The organism is Hydrogenophaga luteola (assembly GCF_042648585.1).
GTDB lineage: Bacteria > Pseudomonadota > Gammaproteobacteria > Burkholderiales > Burkholderiaceae_C > Hydrogenophaga > Hydrogenophaga luteola.
The window spans coordinates 625,785-642,485 of sequence record NZ_JBHRXX010000005.1; the positions used below are offsets into that span (position 1 = coordinate 625,785).

14 protein-coding genes are annotated in these 16,701 nt (G+C 65.9%); 13 read left to right on the forward strand and 1 reads right to left on the reverse strand.

Annotated features, from left to right (window positions below):
• Positions 1 to 146: 146 nt before the first annotated feature.
• The 8 genes from ACFOPI_RS13050 to ACFOPI_RS13085 all read left to right on the forward strand — a co-directional run bounded on the left by ACFOPI_RS13050 (position 147) and on the right by ACFOPI_RS13085 (position 9,559).
• Positions 147 to 2,093, forward strand: a complete 1,947-nt coding sequence (locus ACFOPI_RS13050) for an AMP-dependent synthetase/ligase (protein ID WP_382174466.1) — start codon at positions 147 to 149, stop codon at positions 2,091 to 2,093.
• Entirely contained in the window at positions 2,090 to 2,872 is a 783-nt protein-coding gene (locus ACFOPI_RS13055; RefSeq protein WP_382174468.1) for an ABC transporter ATP-binding protein, read from the forward strand. Before ACFOPI_RS13050 ends, ACFOPI_RS13055 begins: the two co-directional genes overlap by 4 nt.
• 14 nt (positions 2,873 to 2,886) lie before the next feature.
• Entirely contained in the window at positions 2,887 to 3,816 is a 930-nt protein-coding gene (locus ACFOPI_RS13060) for a branched-chain amino acid ABC transporter permease (protein ID WP_382174470.1), read from the forward strand.
• Positions 3,817 to 3,828: 12 nt separating this feature from the next.
• On the forward strand, positions 3,829 to 4,887 hold the full coding sequence (locus ACFOPI_RS13065; RefSeq protein ID WP_382174472.1) for a branched-chain amino acid ABC transporter permease: 1,059 nt from the start codon (positions 3,829 to 3,831) through the stop codon (positions 4,885 to 4,887).
• A gap of 58 nt (positions 4,888 to 4,945) precedes the next feature.
• Positions 4,946 to 6,277, forward strand: coding sequence for an ABC transporter substrate-binding protein (locus ACFOPI_RS13070; protein ID WP_382174474.1), 1,332 nt, complete (start codon positions 4,946 to 4,948; stop codon positions 6,275 to 6,277).
• Between the two features lie 87 nt (positions 6,278 to 6,364).
• Positions 6,365 to 7,177 (forward strand): ABC transporter ATP-binding protein, encoded by an 813-nt coding sequence (locus ACFOPI_RS13075; protein WP_382174475.1) that lies wholly within the window; start codon positions 6,365 to 6,367, stop codon positions 7,175 to 7,177.
• A gap of 31 nt (positions 7,178 to 7,208) precedes the next feature.
• Positions 7,209 to 8,456, forward strand: a complete 1,248-nt coding sequence (locus ACFOPI_RS13080; RefSeq protein ID WP_382174477.1) for a phenylacetate--CoA ligase family protein — start codon at positions 7,209 to 7,211, stop codon at positions 8,454 to 8,456.
• A gap of 119 nt (positions 8,457 to 8,575) precedes the next feature.
• On the forward strand, positions 8,576 to 9,559 hold the full coding sequence (locus ACFOPI_RS13085) for a tripartite tricarboxylate transporter substrate-binding protein (protein ID WP_382174479.1): 984 nt from the start codon (positions 8,576 to 8,578) through the stop codon (positions 9,557 to 9,559).
• 89 nt (positions 9,560 to 9,648) lie between these two features.
• On the opposite strand, the gene ACFOPI_RS13090 is transcribed toward ACFOPI_RS13085, so the two are convergent.
• Complete coding sequence (locus tag ACFOPI_RS13090) at positions 9,649 to 9,975, reverse strand: DUF1840 domain-containing protein (RefSeq protein ID WP_382174481.1); 327 nt, start codon at positions 9,973 to 9,975, stop codon at positions 9,649 to 9,651.
• A gap of 127 nt (positions 9,976 to 10,102) precedes the next feature.
• Between ACFOPI_RS13090 and ACFOPI_RS13095 the strand changes: the two genes are divergently transcribed.
• From ACFOPI_RS13095 to ACFOPI_RS13115, 5 genes are read left to right on the forward strand one after another with little or no spacing between them, the layout of a single operon-like run.
• A complete protein-coding gene (locus ACFOPI_RS13095) occupies positions 10,103 to 12,484 on the forward strand; it encodes a bifunctional salicylyl-CoA 5-hydroxylase/oxidoreductase (RefSeq protein ID WP_382174483.1) in 2,382 nt (793 codons plus the stop codon).
• Complete coding sequence (locus ACFOPI_RS13100; RefSeq protein ID WP_382174485.1) at positions 12,481 to 12,966, forward strand: MarR family winged helix-turn-helix transcriptional regulator; 486 nt, start codon at positions 12,481 to 12,483, stop codon at positions 12,964 to 12,966. The genes ACFOPI_RS13095 and ACFOPI_RS13100 overlap by 4 nt, the downstream gene beginning before the upstream one ends.
• On the forward strand, positions 12,963 to 13,817 hold the full coding sequence (locus ACFOPI_RS13105) for an enoyl-CoA hydratase family protein (RefSeq protein WP_382174487.1): 855 nt from the start codon (positions 12,963 to 12,965) through the stop codon (positions 13,815 to 13,817). Before ACFOPI_RS13100 ends, ACFOPI_RS13105 begins: the two co-directional genes overlap by 4 nt.
• Before the next feature lies 1 nt (position 13,818).
• A complete protein-coding gene (locus tag ACFOPI_RS13110) occupies positions 13,819 to 15,024 on the forward strand; it encodes an acyl-CoA dehydrogenase family protein (protein WP_382174489.1) in 1,206 nt (401 codons plus the stop codon).
• Positions 15,025 to 15,037: 13 nt separating this feature from the next.
• On the forward strand, positions 15,038 to 16,696 hold the full coding sequence (locus tag ACFOPI_RS13115; protein ID WP_382174491.1) for an AMP-binding protein: 1,659 nt from the start codon (positions 15,038 to 15,040) through the stop codon (positions 16,694 to 16,696).
• Positions 16,697 to 16,701 lie beyond the last annotated feature (5 nt).

Below are 16,701 nucleotides of genomic sequence, written 5' to 3' on the forward strand. Positions count from 1 at the left end.
TAGGGAAAGTCCTAGCTGGGTTGATCCCTCAATTGTCGTCGCACCGACAACATAACGTCAAACATCGGCCTACTATCCGCCCCATTGGCAACCGACCGTCACCGTCTTCCTGCCCCGTTCGGCGGAGGACCCAAGGAGACAAGCACATGCAAACCACCTTCCCCCGGCTGCTGCTGGACCACGCAACCCGGCGCCCCGACGCGCCGGCGATGCGTGAGAAGGAATACGGCATCTGGCAGACCACCAGCTGGTCGGGCATGGCCCGGCTGGTCGAGGCCATCGCCTGCGGCCTGCACCAAGCCGGTCTGACCCGCGGCGAGCACCTGGTGGTGATCGGCGCCAACCGCCCGCGGCTTTACGCCACCATGCTGGCTGCGCAGTCGCTGGGTGCGATTCCGGTGCCGCTCTACCAGGACGCAGTGGCCAACGAGTGCGTGTTCCCGATCAACAACGCCGAGGTGCGCTTCGCGGTGGTGGAGGACCAGGAGCAGGTCGACAAGATGCTGGAGATCCAGCCCCAGTGCCCGCAGCTGGCGCACATCTTCTACGACGACCCGCGCGGCCTGCGCAACTACGACCAGCCCGGCCTGGGCGGGCTTGAAGAGCTGGTCGGCGCCGGCCAGGCCTTTGCGAAGGCACACCCCGGCTTCTTCCGCGAGGAGATCGAGAAGGCGCAGCCGGACGACGTGGCCGCGATGTTCTTCACCTCGGGCACCACCGGCAATCCCAAGGGCGTGGTCCACACCCACAACACGCTGATCGACCGCGCGGCGGTGGGCGCGCGCTTCGACAAGCTGACCGAGAAGGACGAGGTGCTGGCCTACCTGCCGCCCGCCTGGATCGGGCAGAACATCTTCAGCTACGCGCAGTGGCTGGTGGCCGGCTACGTGGTGAACTGCCCCGAGTCTGGCGCCACCGTCACCATCGACCTCAAGGAAGTTGGACCCACCTACTACTTCGCGCCGCCGCGGGTCTTCGAGGGCCTGCTGACCACGGTGATGATCCGCATGGAAGACGCGGGCGCGCTCAAACGCAAGATGTTCCACGCCTTCATGGACGTGGCGCGCCGCGTCGGCCCGGCCAAGATGGACGGCAAGCCCGTCGGCTTCATGGACAACCTGAAGTACGCGCTGGGCAACTTCTTCGTCTACGGCCCTCTGCGCAACAGCCTGGGCATGAGCCGGGTGCGGGTGGCCTACACCGCGGGCGAGGCCATTGGTCCCGACCTGTTCAGCTTCTACCGCTCCATCGGCATCAACCTCAAGCAGCTTTACGGCTCCACCGAGACCGCTGTGTTCGTCTGCCTGCAGCCCGACCACGAGGCGCGCGCCGACACCGTGGGCGTGCCCTGCGAGGGCGTGGAGATCAAGCTGTCCGAGACCGGCGAGATCCTGGTCAAGTCGCCCGGCCTGCTCAAGGAGTACTACAAGAACCCCAAGGCCACCGAAGAAGTGCTCACGGCCGACGGCTGGTACCACACCAGCGACGCCGGCTTCATCGACGCCTCGGGCCACCTCAAGATCATCGACCGCGTCAAGGACGTCGGCCGGATCAAGGGCGGCGCCAACGATGGCGCCATGTTCGCGCCCAAGTACGTCGAGAACAAGCTCAAGTTCTTCTCGCAGATCAAGGAAGTCGTGGCCTACGGCGACCAGCGCGAGAAGGTCTGCGTGATGGTCAACATCGACTTCGAGGCCGTGGGCAACTGGGCCGAGCGCCGCAACCTGCCCTACGCCGGCTACACCGATCTGGCACAGAAGCCCGAGGTGTACGAGCTGATCCGCGAGTGCGTGGAGAAGGTCAACGCCGACCTCAGCCGCGACGCCCTGCTCGCCGGCAGCCAGATCAGCCGGTTCCTGGTGCTGCACAAGGAGCTGGACGCCGACGACGGCGAACTCACCCGCACCAACAAGGTCCGCCGCGGCTTCATCGCCGAGAAGTACAGCGTGCTCGTGGACGCTCTCTACAGCGGCAAGGCCGAGCAGTACATCGAAACCCAGGTCAAGTTCGAGGACGGTCGCACCGGCAGCGTGAGCGCCACGCTGAAGATCAGCGACGCCAAGACGTTCGCACCCGTGAAAGCAGCAGCATGAGCAAGAAAATCGGCGACGTCATCCTCGACGTCCAGAACATCAGCCTGCGCTTCGGTGGCGTGAAGGCGCTCACCGACATCTCGTTCAACGTCAAGGAACACGAGATCCGCGCCATCATCGGTCCCAACGGCGCCGGCAAGAGCTCGATGCTCAACTGCATCAACGGCGTCTACCAGCCGCAGGAAGGCCAGATCACCTTCCGCGGCCAGCACTTCAAGCACATGAACAGCCGCCAGGTGGCGGAGATGGGCATCGCGCGCACCTTCCAGAACCTGGCGCTGTTCAAGGGCATGAGCGTGATCGACAACATCATGACCGGCCGCAACCTGCGCATGAAGAGCAACCTGTTCCTGCAGGCGCTGCGCATCGGCCCGGCGCAGAAGGAAGAAGAGAAGCACCGCGAGTTCGTCGAGCACATCATCGACTTCCTCGAGATCCAGGCCTTCCGCAAGACCCCTGTGGGCCAGCTGCCCTACGGCCTGCAAAAACGCGTCGACCTCGGCCGCGCGCTGGCGATGGAGCCGCAGGTGCTGCTGCTGGACGAACCCATGGCCGGCATGAACCTGGAAGAGAAGCAGGACATGAGCCGCTTCATCCTGGACGTAAACGACGAGTTCGGCACCACCATCGTGCTGATCGAGCACGACATGGGCGTGGTGATGGACATCAGCGACCGCGTGGTGGTGCTGGACTACGGCAAGAAGATCGGTGACGGCACCCCGGAAGAGGTGCGCAACAACGAAGAAGTCATCAGCGCGTACCTCGGTACCTCGCACTGAACGGAGACAACACCATGGGATTCTTTCTTGAAACACTGCTCGGCGGCCTGATGGCCGGCATGCTGTATTCGCTGGTGGCGCTGGGCTTCGTGCTGATTTTCAAGGCCTCGGGCGTCTTCAACTTCGCGCAGGGCGCGATGGTGCTGTTCGCTGCGCTGGCCATGGCCCGCTTCTCGGAATGGATTCCGCAGTGGCTGGGGCTGGAGAGCAAGCTGCTGGGCAACGTGCTCGCCTTCTTCATCGCGGCCGGCTGCATGTTCATCCTGGCCTGGCTGATCGAGCGTCTGGTGCTGCGCCACCTGGTGAACCAGGAAGGCGTGACGCTGCTGATGGCCACGCTGGGCATCACCTACTTCCTCGACGGCCTGGGCCAGACCATCTTCGGTTCGGACATCTACCCGATCGATGTCGGCATGCCCAAGGACCCGGTGTTCCTGTTCGAGAACGTGTTCGAGGGCGGCGTGCTGGTGAACCAGGAGGACATCATCGCCGCCGTCATCGCGGCCTGCCTGGTCGCCGTGCTGTCGCTGTTCTTCCAGAAGACCAGCACTGGCCGCGCCCTGCGCGCGGTGGCCGACGACCACCAGGCGGCCCAGTCCATCGGCATTCCGCTCAACCGCATCTGGGTCATCGTCTGGTGCGTGGCCGGCATCACCGCCCTGGTGGCCGGGATCATCTGGGGCTCCAAGCTGGGCGTGCAGTTCTCGCTGACCACCGTGGCCCTGCGCGCCCTGCCCGTGATCATCCTCGGCGGCCTGACCTCGGTGCCCGGCGCCATCATCGGCGGCCTGATCATTGGCGTGGGAGAGAAGCTCTCGGAGGTCTACCTCGGCCCCATGGTCGGCGGCGGTATCGAGATCTGGTTTGCGTATGTGCTGGCGCTCGTGTTCCTTCTCTTCAGGCCCCAGGGCCTGTTCGGCGAGAAGATCATTGACCGCGTGTAAGGAGACAAGAACATGTTCTATCGCGAAAACGGCCAGTTCAAGACCTCCTACCGCGCCGACCAGCAGATCTTCCCGATCGCGCAGGACCGCTGGGCCATCCTCGCCCTGATCGCCTTCGCCTTCGTCGGCGTGCCGATGCTGGCCGACGAGTACCTGTTCCGCGCCATCCTGATCCCGTTCCTGATCCTGGCGCTGGCCGCCCTGGGTGTGAACATCCTGGTGGGCTACTGCGGACAGATTTCGCTGGGTTCCGGTGCCTTCATGGCGGTGGGCGCCTACATGGCCTACAACACCTACATCCGCATCGACGGCATGCCGCTGATCGTGGCCCTGCTGGCCGGGGGCTTCTTCGCCACGCTGGTGGGCATGTTCTTCGGCATCCCCAGCCTGCGCGTCAAGGGGCTGTACCTGGCGGTGGCCACGCTGGCGGCACAGTTCTTCTGCGACTGGGCCTTCCTGCGCATCGGCTGGTTCACCAACAACAACGCCTCGGGTTCGGTCTCTGTGTCCAACCTGCAGGTGTTCGGCATGGCCATCGACACCCCGCTGGAGAAGTACCTGTTCTGCCTGGCCTTCCTCGTGGTGTTCGCCCTGCTGGCCAAGAACCTGGTGCGCTCGGCCATCGGCCGCGAGTGGATGGCGATCCGTGACATGGACGTGGCCGCCGCGGTGATCGGCATCCGCCCGATGTACGCCAAGCTGTCGGCCTTCGCGGTCAGCTCTTTCATCATCGGCGTGGCCGGTGGCCTGTGGGGCTTCGTGCACCTGGGCTCCTGGGAGCCGGCCGCCTTCTCGATCGACCGCTCGTTCCAGCTGCTGTTCATGGTGATCATCGGCGGCATGGGCTCGATCATGGGCAGCTTCTTCGGCGCCGCCTTCATCGTGTTGCTGCCGATCTTCATCGAGCGCATCAGCCTGCTGGTCGGGCTGTCGACCGCCGCTGCGGCCCACATGACCTTCATGGTCTTCGGCGCGCTGATCGTCTGGTTCCTGATCGTGGAACCTCACGGCCTGGCCAAGCTCTGGAGCATTGGCAAGCAGAAGCTTCGCCTCTGGCCCTTCCCCCACTGATTCCCTGTTGAACGTCGGTTTTTGTGTGTGCCTGACCTGTCCTTAAGGAGACAAAGCGATGAAAGTACGTAACCTGGTTCTCTCCGTGTCGCTGGCCTGTGCCGCCCTTTCGGGCGCCGTGGTCCCGACGGCTGCCATGGCCCAGGCCAAGGAGCAGTTCTTCCCTGTCCTGGTGTACCGCACCGGTGCCTACGCCCCCAATGGCGTCCCGTTCGCCAACGGCTATGTCGACTACCTCAAGTTGGTGAACGCCCGCGGCGGCATCAACGGCGTGAAGGTCAGCTGGGAAGAGTGCGAAACCGGCTACGCCACCGACAAGGGCGTGGAGTGCTACGAACGCCTCAAGGGCAAGGGCGCCACCGTGTTCCAGCCGCTGTCCACCGGCATCACCTTCGCCCTGACCGAAAAGGCCCCGGTCGACAAGATCCCTCTGATCACCGCGGGTTACGGCCGCAGCGAATCGGCCGACGGCGGTGTGTTCAAGTGGAATTTCCCGCTGGCGGGCACCTACTGGGTGGCCGGCGACGTGATCATTCAGGACATCGCCAAGAAGGAAGGTGGCGCCGCCAACCTCAAGGGCAAGCACATCGCGCTGGTCTACCACGACAGCCCCTTCGGCAAGGAAGCCATCCCCATCCTGCAGGAACGCGCCGCCATGCACGGCTACAAGCTGAGCCTGCTGCCGGTGACCCACCCGGGCGTGGAACAGAAGTCGACCTGGCTGCAGATCCGCCGCGACCGCCCCGACTACGTCATCAACTGGGGCTGGGGCGTGATGAACTCGACCCTGCTCAAGGAAGCCCAGGCCACCGGCTATCCGCGCGAAAAGATCTACGGCGTGTGGTGGGCCGGTGCCGAGCCCGATGTCAAGGACGTCGGCATGGGCGCCAAGGGCTACAACGCCATCACCATGCAGCACGGCACCGAGAAGGGTTCGGCCGTGGTCAAGGAAGTGCTGGAGAAGCTGCACGCCAAGGGCCAGGGCACCGGACCGAAGGAAGAAGTGGGTGACGTGCTGTACATGCGCGGCCTGTTCAGCGCCATGTTCGCTGTCGAAGGCGTGCGCCAGGCGCAGGAGAAGTTCGGCAAGGGCAAGGTCGTGACCGGCGAGCAGGCGCGCTGGGGCTATGAGAACCTGAACCTGACGCAGGCCAAGCTGGATGCGCTGGGCTTCAAGGGCGTGCTGCGCCCGATCTCCACCAGCTGCCAGGACCACATGGGCGCCAACTGGGCCCGCATCCACACCTGGGACGGAACCAAGTGGAACTTCAGCAGCGACTGGTACCAGGCCGATGAACAGATCATCAAGCCGATGGTGAAGGCTGCGGCCGACAAGTACGCCGCCGAGAAGAAGCTGACCCGCCGCGCGGCTTCCGACTGCGGCAGCTGATCGTCCCACCCCACGGTCGCTGGTTCGCCAGCGACCATTTGCAAGGCAGGTCCGCCACGCCTTGCAAATGGTCCACGAGGAAACACCATGAGCACCACTCCCACCATCGTTCTCAACGTCAACGGCATCGAGGTCATCTACAACCACGTGATCCTCGTGCTCAAGGGCGTGTCGCTGAACGTGCCCGAAGGCAAGATCGCAGCCATCCTGGGCGGCAACGGCGCGGGCAAGACGACCACGCTGCGCGCCATCTCCAACCTGCTCAAGGGCGAGCGCGGCGAGGTCACCAAGGGCAGCATCGAGTTGCGCGGCGAGCGCATCGAAAACTTGTCGCCGGCCGACCTCGTCAACCGCGGTGTGGTGCAGGTGATGGAGGGGCGCCACTGCTTCGCGCACCTGACCATCGAAGAGAACCTGATGACCGGCTCCTACACGCGCACCGACAAGGCCGAGGTCGCGCGCAACCTGGAGAAGGTCTACAACTACTTCCCGCGCCTGAAGACGCGCCGCACCTCGCAGGCGGCCTACACGTCTGGCGGCGAGCAGCAGATGTGCGCCATCGGCCGCGCGCTGATGGCCAACCCCAGCGTGGTGCTGCTGGACGAGCCCTCGATGGGCCTGGCGCCTCAGATCGTGGAGGAGGTGTTCGAGATCGTGAAGGACCTCAACACCAAGGAAAAGGTTACCTTCCTGCTGGCCGAGCAGAACACCAACATGGCCCTGAAGTACGCCGACTACGGCTACATCATGGAAAGCGGCCGCATCGTGATGGACGGCGCCGCCAGCGACCTGCGCAACAACGAGGACGTCAAGGAGTTCTACCTGGGCATGGGCGGCGGCGAGCGCAAGAGCTTCAAGGATGTCAAGAGCTACAAGCGCCGCAAACGCTGGCTGGCCTGACCCACCTCACCTCAACCATTTGGCTTGCACCATGAGCGAACACTTCGACGCCCTGGAAACCCGATCGCCCGCCGAACGCGAGGCGGCGCAGATGGCGGCCCTGCCGGGCCAGCTGACCCACGCCAAGCAGAACAGCGCGGCGTATGCCGACATCCTGCGCGACATCGACGTGACGGGCATCAACAGCCGCACCGCGCTGACCCGCATCCCGGTGACGCGCAAGAGCGAGCTGCTGGAGCGCCAGAAGGCCAAGCGGCAGCACGACGCCTTTGGTGGTTTCTCGGCCCTGGTGCGCGGCCCGGCCATGTCGCGCATCTTCGCCAGCCCGGGCCCCATCTACGAACCCGAGGGCACGGGCAAGGACTACTGGCGCGCCGGTCGGGCGCTGTTCGCAGCGGGCTTTCGCGCCGGCGACCTGGTTCACAACAGCTTCAGCTACCACATGACGCCTGGCGCGTTCATCCTCGAATCGGGCGCGCATGCCGTGGGCTGCACCGTGTTTCCTGGCGGCGTCGGCCAGACTGAACAGCAGCTCGAAGCCATGGTCGACCTCAAGCCCAATGCCTACACCGGCACGCCCAGCTTCCTGCGCATCCTGCTGGAGAAGGCGGCCGAATCGGGCATCACCCTGCCCAGCCTGACCAAGGCCTCGGTCGGTGGCGAGGCCTGCCCGCCCAGCCTGACCGCCTGGTTCAAGGAAAGGGGTGTGGACGTCTACCAGACCTACGCCACCGCCGACCTGGGCCTGGTGGCCTACGAGACTGCGGCGCGCGAAGGCCTGGTGCTGGACGAGAGCGTGATCGTCGAGATCGTGCGCCCCGGCACCGGCACGCCGGTGGATGAAGGTGAGGTGGGCGAACTGGTGGTGACTACCCTCAACACAGCCTACCCGCTGATCCGCTTCGGCACGGGCGATCTCTCGGCCATCCTCCCGGGCCAGTGTCCCACCGGTCGCACCGCGCCGCGCATCAAGGGCTGGATGGGCCGCGCCGACCAGACCACCAAGATCAAGGGGATGTTCGTGCACCCCTCGCAGGTGGCCGAGATCGCCCGACGCTTCCCCGAGGTGAAAAAGGCACGCCTGGTGGTCAGCGGCGAGATGGCCAGCGACACAATGTGTCTGCAGGTCGAAGCCACCGAAGTCGGCGACGGCTTGCGCGAGCGCATCGAGGCCGCGATCCGGGAGGTGACCAAACTGCGCGGCGACGTGCAGGTGGTGCGTCCCGGCAGCCTGCCCAACGACGGCAAGGTGATCGAAGACGCACGCAGCTACAAGTGAGCGCAGGCCCATCAGGCAAAGGGTTTCCCCCGAGGCCCGGCTAAGTAATTTCCGCCATTTCCGGCGAGGTGTTGCGCACTACCATGCGTCTCTGAACATCCCCCCATAGGAGCACCCGCATGAAGAAGATTCTGGCCTTTGCCCTGACCGCCGCCATTTCGGCCGGCGCCTTCGCCCAAGGTTTCCCCAGCAAGCCCATCACCCTGGTGGTGCCCTTTGCCGCTGGTGGTCCTACCGACCTCGTGGCGCGCCAGCTCGCCGAAGCCATGCGCAAGCCGCTGGGCGGCGCTTCCGTCGTGGTCGAGAACGCTGCCGGCGCCGGTGGCACCATCGGTGCCGCCAAGGTGGCCCGCGCTGCGCCGGACGGCCACACCCTGCTGGTCTGGCACATCGGCATGGCCGCCACCGCCAGCCTCTACCGCAAGCTACCCTACAAGCCGCTGGAAGACTTCGAATACCTGGGCATGATCAACGACGTGCCGATGACCCTCATCGGTTCGCCCAAGCTGCCCGCCAGCACCTACCGCGATTTCGAGAACTACATCCGCGCCAACGGCGGCAAGCTGAATCTGGCACACGCCGGCCTGGGTTCCGCCTCACACCTGTGCGGCCTGATGTGGCAATCGGCAGTCAAGCTGGACAAGGCCATGACCACCATCGCCTACCGCGGCACGGGTCCGGCCATGAACGACCTGATTGGCGGCCAGGTGGACGTGATGTGCGACCAGACCACCAACACCACCGCACAGATCGAAGGCGGTCGCGTCAAGGCCTTCGCCGTCACCACGGCCAAGCCGCTGTCTGGCCACAAGCTGCTCAAGGACTACCCGTCGCTGCAGGAGATGGGCCTCAAGGGCTTCAACCTGACCATCTGGCACGCCATGTACGCACCGAAGGGCACGCCGGCCGACGTGCAGAAGAAGCTCAACGACGCCTTGCAGGTCGCACTGAAGGACCCGGACTTCATCAAGAAGCAGAACGAGCTGGGCGCCATCGTCGTCACCGACAACCGCGTGACCCCGGCCGGTCACAAGGCCTTCGTCTCCAGCGAAATCACCAAGCTCAAGACCGTGATCGACGCCGCCGGCGAATTCGCCGACTGACGCCCCACGTCCGGGTCGTCGACCCGGTCAAAGAACGACAGCCCGCTGATGCGGGCTGTTTCATTTCCGGGACCAGGGCCTTGGGCGCCTCATACGCCCCACACGACCTCGACCTCGGCCTTGGCACAGCGCTGAAGCATCTCGATGAACGGCGCGCTGCGCATGCGCAGGCTGACCGCCTCGAACTGCGGCACCGGTTCGCCCTTGGCCAGCGCCTCTTCCTTCATCTGCTGCTGAGCCGCTTCTTCCGCCTGAGCCGCCGCGCGCAGGGCGGCGATGGCACCAGGCATTTCTTCGGGCCGGATGATGCCGGAGGTGGAGGGGTCCTTGCCCAGGATGTCCAGGATGTGCTTGCCGCTGGGCGCCAGCATCACCAGATCGCCGGTTTCGCGGGACTTGAATCGGTACAGGGACATTCGGGGCTCCTCCTCTGAGATCACAGCACAGCATTCTTGCACCGTTCGGCGGGAAGCCCGCCCGCCCCTTCCCCCCTGCGGGTTAACCCGGTTGCCCTTGATTAGTTCAAGCCTAAACTAATCAGGCATGAACACACCCACTCCAGCGCTGCGGCGCATCCTGTGCATCGGTGGTGGCCCGGCGGGCCTCTATTTCGGTCTGCTCATGAAGCGGCGCTTCCCGGCACTGGAGGTGACGGTGGTCGAGCGCAACCGGCCGTACGACACCTTCGGCTGGGGCGTGGTGTTCTCCGACCAGACCCTGGTCAACCTGCGCCGGGCCGACCCCGAGACCGCACAGGCCATGCAGGATGCGTTCAACCACTGGGACGACATCGAGGTGTTCTACAAGGGCGCCAGCGTGCGCTCCGGTGGCCACGGCTTCATCGGCATCGGCCGCAAACGCCTGCTCAACATCCTGCAGGAACGCTGCGAAGCCCTGGGCGTGAAGCTGGTGTTCGAGACCGATGTCACCGACGATCAGGCGCTGGCACAGCAGTACAACGCCGACCTGGTGATCGCCAGCGACGGCCTGAACAGCCGCATCCGCACGCGCTACGAAAGTACCTTCCAGCCCGACGTCGACACCCGCCTGTGCCGCTTCGTCTGGCTGGGAACGAAGAAGACGTTTGACGCCTTCACCTTCGCCTTCGAACAGACCGAGCACGGCTGGTTCCAGGCCCACGCCTACAAGTTCGATGCCGAGACCTCGACCTTCATTGTGGAAACGCCCGAGCACGTCTGGAAGGCCCACGGCATTGAGGACATGAGCCAGGAGGACGGCATCGCCTTCTGCGAGAAGCTGTTTGCGAAGTACCTAGACGGCAACGCCCTGATCAGCAACGCCAAGCACCTGCGAGGCTCGGCCAACTGGATCCGGTTCCCGCGCGTGATCTGCAACACCTGGGTGCACTGGCAGGACATTGCGGGCAAGCAGACGCCCATCGTGCTGATGGGCGACGCCGCCCACACCGCGCACTTCTCCATCGGCAGCGGCACCAAGCTGGCGCTGGAGGATGCGATCGACCTCGCCGACGAGTTCACCAATAACATCGGCGCCGAGATGGCGAGCGTGCTGCAGGGCTACGAAGCCCGCCGCAGCGTGGAGGTGCTCAAGATCCAGAACGCTGCGCGCAACTCCACCGAATGGTTCGAGCACGTCGACCGCTATACCGGCATGGAGATCCAGCAGTTCGCCTACTCGCTGCTCACCCGCAGCCAGCGCATCAGCCACGAGAACCTGCGCCTGCGCGATGCGAAGTGGCTCGAAGGCTATGAGTCGTGGTTGCAGAACCGCTCCGGTAGCCGCAGCGTCGGTGGCAAGCCGACGCCCCCTATGCTGCTGCCGCTCAAAGTGCGCGGCGTTGAACTCAAGAACCGCATCGTCGTCTCGCCCATGGCGCAGTACAAGGCGCAGGACGGCGTGGTCGGCGACTGGCACCTGATGCACCTGGGCGCGCGCGCCGTGGGCGGCGCGGCGCTGGTGATGGTCGAGATGACCAGCCCGACGCCCGAGGGCCGCATCACCCCCGGCTGTCCCGGCCTGTGGAACGAAGCGCAACAGGCGGCGCTGGCCCGCATCGTCGACTTCGCGCACCAGAACGGCGGCGCGAGGATGGGCCTGCAACTCGGCCACAGCGGTCCCAAGGGGTCGACCCAGCTCGGCTGGGAAGCGATGGACGAACCGCTGGCCACAGGCAACTGGCCGCTGCTGTCGGCCAGCGCCCTGCCCTACGGCGAACAGAACCAGGTGCCCAAGGCCATGACGCGTTCAGACATGGACGCGATGACCGCGGCCTTTGTCGAATCTACGAAGCGCGCAACGGCGGCCGGCTTCGACTGGCTGGAGCTGCACTGCGCCCACGGCTACCTGCTCTCGGCCTTCATCTGCCCGCTGACCAACCAGCGCAGCGACGAGTACGGCGGCTCGCTGGAGAACCGCTGCCGTTACCCGCTCGAAGTGTTCGCCGCCATGCGCGCCGCCTGGCCCGCCGACAAACCCATGAGCGTACGCATCTCGGCGCACGACTGGGCACCCGGTGGCAACACACCCGACGACGCGGTCGCCATCGCACGCCTGTTCAAGGCAGCGGGCTGCGACGTGATCGATGTGTCCTCGGGCCAGACCACGCGTGCTGCGAAACCGGTTTACGGCCGCATGTACCAGACCCCGTTTGCAGACCGCATCCGCAACGAGGTCGGCATCCTCACCATGGCCGTCGGTGCGATCAGCGAAGCCGACCACGCCAACAGCATCATCGGCGCCGGCCGCGCCGACCTCTGCGCCGTGGCCCGCCCTCACCTGGCCGACCCGGCCTGGACGCTGCACGAGGCCGCAAAGCTGCAGACCCGCGCCATCGACTGGCCACTGCCCTACCTCAGCGGCCGCGACCAGCTCTACCGCGAGATCGCGCGCCAGCAGGCCCTTCAGGGCGCGGTCGTGACGCAAGACCCTGCCGAAGCCCAATGACCTCCAGCACCGACACCCTCGACCTCGAAGCCCGCGCGCACAGCGAACACGCGCAGGAGCTGCGCCTGTGGCTGCGCCTGCTGGCCTGCTCGCAGCTGATCGAAAAGCGCGTGCGCACAGGGTTGCGCGAACAGTTCGACACCACACTGCCGCGCTTCGACCTCATGGCCCAGCTGGAGCGCCATCCTGAAGGCCTGAAGATGAAGGAGCTGTCGCAGCGCCTCATGGTCACTGGCGGCAACGTCACCGGCATCACCGACCAGCTGGTGGCCGAAGGGCTGGTGGAGCGCGTGGGTGTCGAGGGCGACCGCCGCGCCTTCCTCGTACGCCTCACGGCCGAAGGGCGCAGCGCCTTCGAACGCATGGCGGTGCAGCACGAGCAATGGATCGTGCAGGCCTTCGAAGGCCTCAGCCCCAAGGACCTGGACCACCTCCACAAGCTGCTGGGCAAGGTGAAGCAGCACCAATTGGAACTCGAATGAAACACCCCATCCCCGATCACAACCCCATGCGCGGCCAGTACCGCGCCGTCGCCGCCGAGCAGCCCCGCCACTTCGCGCTCAGCGTGGCCGACGGCGTGGCCACCATCACCCTGAACCGGCCCGAACGCAAGAACCCGCTGACCTTCGACTCCTACGCCGAGTTGCGCGACTGGTTCCTGGGCCTGCAGCGAGCCACCGACATCAAGGCGGTGGTGGTCACTGGCGCAGGCGGCAACTTCTGCTCGGGCGGCGACGTGCACGAAATCATCGGTCCGCTCACGAAGATGACCATGCCGGAGCTGCTGGCCTTCACCCGCATGACCGGCGCGCTGGTCAGCGCCATGCGCGCCTGCCCGCAGCCCATCGTCGCGGCGCTGGATGGTGTCTGCGCCGGCGCCGGCGCGATGATGGCGCTGGCTTCCGACCTGCGGCTGGGAACGCCCGCCGCCACGGTCGCCTTCCTGTTCACACGCGTCGGCCTGGCCGGTGCCGACATGGGCGCCTGTGCCCTGCTGCCACGCATGATCGGCCAGGGTCGCGCCAGCGAACTGCTGTTCACCGGCCGCGCCATGACCGCGCAGGAGGGCAACGCCTGGGGCTTCTTCAACGCGCTGCACGAAAGCGAAGCCCTGCTGCCCGCCGCGCACAAGCTGGCGTCGCAACTGGCGCAAGGCCCGACCTTCGCGCACGGCATGACCAAGACCATGCTGCACCAGGAATGGGCCATGACGCTCGACCAGGCCATCGAGGCTGAAGCGCAGGCCCAGGCCATCTGCATGCAGACGCAGGATTTCCGCCGCGCCTATGAGGCTTTCGCCTCCAAACAGCGACCCGTGTTTGAAGGGGACTGAGATGGTCGCCTTCGAACATCCCCATCCGCACCGCGCGCTCGCGCCGACCGCGCACCTGGAACTCCCCTTTTTCGACGATGCGCACCGGGCACTGGCCAACGGCTTGGTGGTCTGGGCGCACGAGCAGCACGTGGACGAAACCGACGACCGCGCCGCTTGCAAGGACTGGGTGCAGCGCCTGGGCGCGGCCGGCTGGCTGCGCTACTGCGTGCCAGAGGCGCACGGCGGCGCCCTTCCCGCGCTCGACTCGCGCGCGCTGGTGATCCTGCGCGAGACCCTGGCCTACCACTCCCCGCTAGCCGACTTCGCCTTCGCCATGCAGGGCCTGGGCAGTGGCGCCATCACGCTCGCCGGCACGCCTGCCCAGCAAGCGCGTTACCTCCCCGCCGTCGCCACAGGCCAGAAGATCGCAGCCTTCGCGCTGAGCGAACCCGAGGCCGGGTCCGACGTGGCGGCGATGTCCCTGCGTGCGACGCCCACCGCCAGCGGCTGGCAGCTCGACGGACAGAAGACCTGGATCAGCAATGGTGGCATGGCCGACTTCTACGTCACTTTTGCCAAAACAGAGCCCGATGCCGGCGCGCGCGGCATCAGCGCCTTCATCGTCGACGCCGACACTGCGGGCCTGGACAGCAGCGCCCACATCCAGGTGATGGCACCCCACCCGCTGGCCACACTCACCTTCAGTGGCTGCACCGTTGCGCGGGAAGCGTTGGTGGGCAACGTCAACGGAGGTTTCAAGCTCGCCATGCAGACGCTCGACATCTTCCGCGCCTCGGTCGCTGCTGCTGCCCTGGGCATGGCGCGCCGGGCCTTCGCCGAAGCGGTGGTGCACGCCAAGCAACGCAAGATGTTCGGCCAGACCCTGGGGGACTTCCAGCTCACGCAGGCACGGCTGGGCGAGATGGGCGCGCTCATAGACGCTGCCGCGTTGCTCACCTACCGCGCCGCCTGGCTGCGCGACCGCAGTTCCTCCAGCGGCGCCGGCACACCGGCCTACACCGCGGCGGCGGCGGCGGCCAAGCTCACAGCCACCGAGAACGCGCAGAAGGTCATCGACATGGCGTTGCAGATGTTCGGCGGCCGAGGTGTACAGGTGGGCAACACGGTCGAACATCTTTACCGGGACATCCGCTCGCTGCGCATCTACGAGGGCGCGAGCGAAGTGCAGTTGCTCATCCTTGGCAAACACGCCCTGAAGGCCTGAACCGGAGACACGCATGGCCCACCACCCTTCCGCCCAGACCGACCGGTTCGTGCACGACCGCCTGCCACCGCCGGACCAGTGGCCCGAGCTGCGCTACGACCTGCCTGAACTGCAGGCGCTCCCCGCGCAGCTCAACGTGGTGCAGGCGCTCTTCGACCGAGCCTTCGCTGCCGGCCAAGCGGATCGGCCGCTGTTCCGCAGCGACGAACGCACCCTGAGCTACACCCAGGCCCGCGCCGAGGTAAACCGATTCGCCAACGTGCTCGCCAGCCTGGGCCTGCAACCGGGCAACCGCGTGCTGCTGCGCGGCGGCAACTCAATCGCCATGGCACTGGCCTGGCTGGCCGTGGTGCAGAGCGGCCTGATCGCGGTGGCCACCATGCCACTGCTGCGCGCAACCGAGCTCAAGAGCATCATCGACAAGGCCCAACCATCCGCCGCGCTCTGCGACGTCAAGCTGCAGGACGAACTCAAGGCGGCACTGGCACTGAGCCCGGACACGTCCGGCCTGCCGCTGCGACTATTCAACACCGGCGACGCCGCGGTGGTGCTCGACCACTCGCTCGAAGCGCTGGCGAAACACGCCAGCGACCAGGCCACGCCCTGCCTCACCAGCGCCGACGACATCGCGCTGTTGGCGTTCACTTCCGGCACCACCGGCAGCCCGAAAGCGGCGGTGCACACCCACCGTGACGTGCTGGCCGCCTGCGAGACCTGGCCGCGCCATGTGCTGCGAGCCACGCCCGACGACATCGTCATGGGCTCTCCGCCACTGGCCTTCACCTTTGGTCTGGGAGGCCTGCTGGTGTTTCCGATGTGGGCAGGCGCCTCGGTGTACTTCCCGAGCATTCCGTACACCCCCGAGGCCATGGTCAAGCTGATCGGTCAGGTGGGCGCCACCATCTGCTACACCGCGCCGACTTTTTACCGGCAGATGGCGACGTTCGCGAAGCAGCACGGCATAGGCCGATTGCGCCTGAGCGTCAGCGCCGGTGAAGGCCTGCCCGATGCGACGCGCCAGTTGTGGAAGGAAGCGAGCGGACTGGAGATGCTGGACGGCATCGGCGCCACCGAGATGTTTCACATCTTCATTTCGGCGGTCCCCGAGGATGTCAAGCGGGGCGCTATCGGCCGTTTGGTGCCGGGCTACGAGGCGAAGATCGTCGACGATCAGGGCAAGGAGCTGCCGCGAGGCCAGGTCGGCCGCTTGGCCGTGCGTGGTCCGACCGGCTGTCGCTACCTGGACGATGCTCGTCAGACGAACTACGTTCAGGGCGGCTGGAACTTCCCCGGCGACGCATTTCTGCAGGACGAAGACGGCTACTTCATCTACCAGGCGCGCACCGACGACATGATCATCACCGCCGGGTACAACGTGGCGGGCCCCGAGGTGGAGGCCGCGCTGCTCCTGCACCCGGCGGTGGCCGAGTGCGGCGTGGTGGGCAAACCCGACGATGAGCGCGGCATGATCATCCTGGCCTACGTAGTGCTCAAGCCCGGTCAGCCCGCTGATGCCACCCAGGTCAAGTCCCTGCAGGACCACGTCAAGCACACGCTGGCCCCCTACAAGTACCCCCGTGAGGTGCGCTTCGTCAACGCGTTGCCCCGCACCGAAACTGGCAAGCTGCAGCGCTTCGCGCTGCGCAAGATGGCCTCCGAGGCCTCATCCTGAACGTC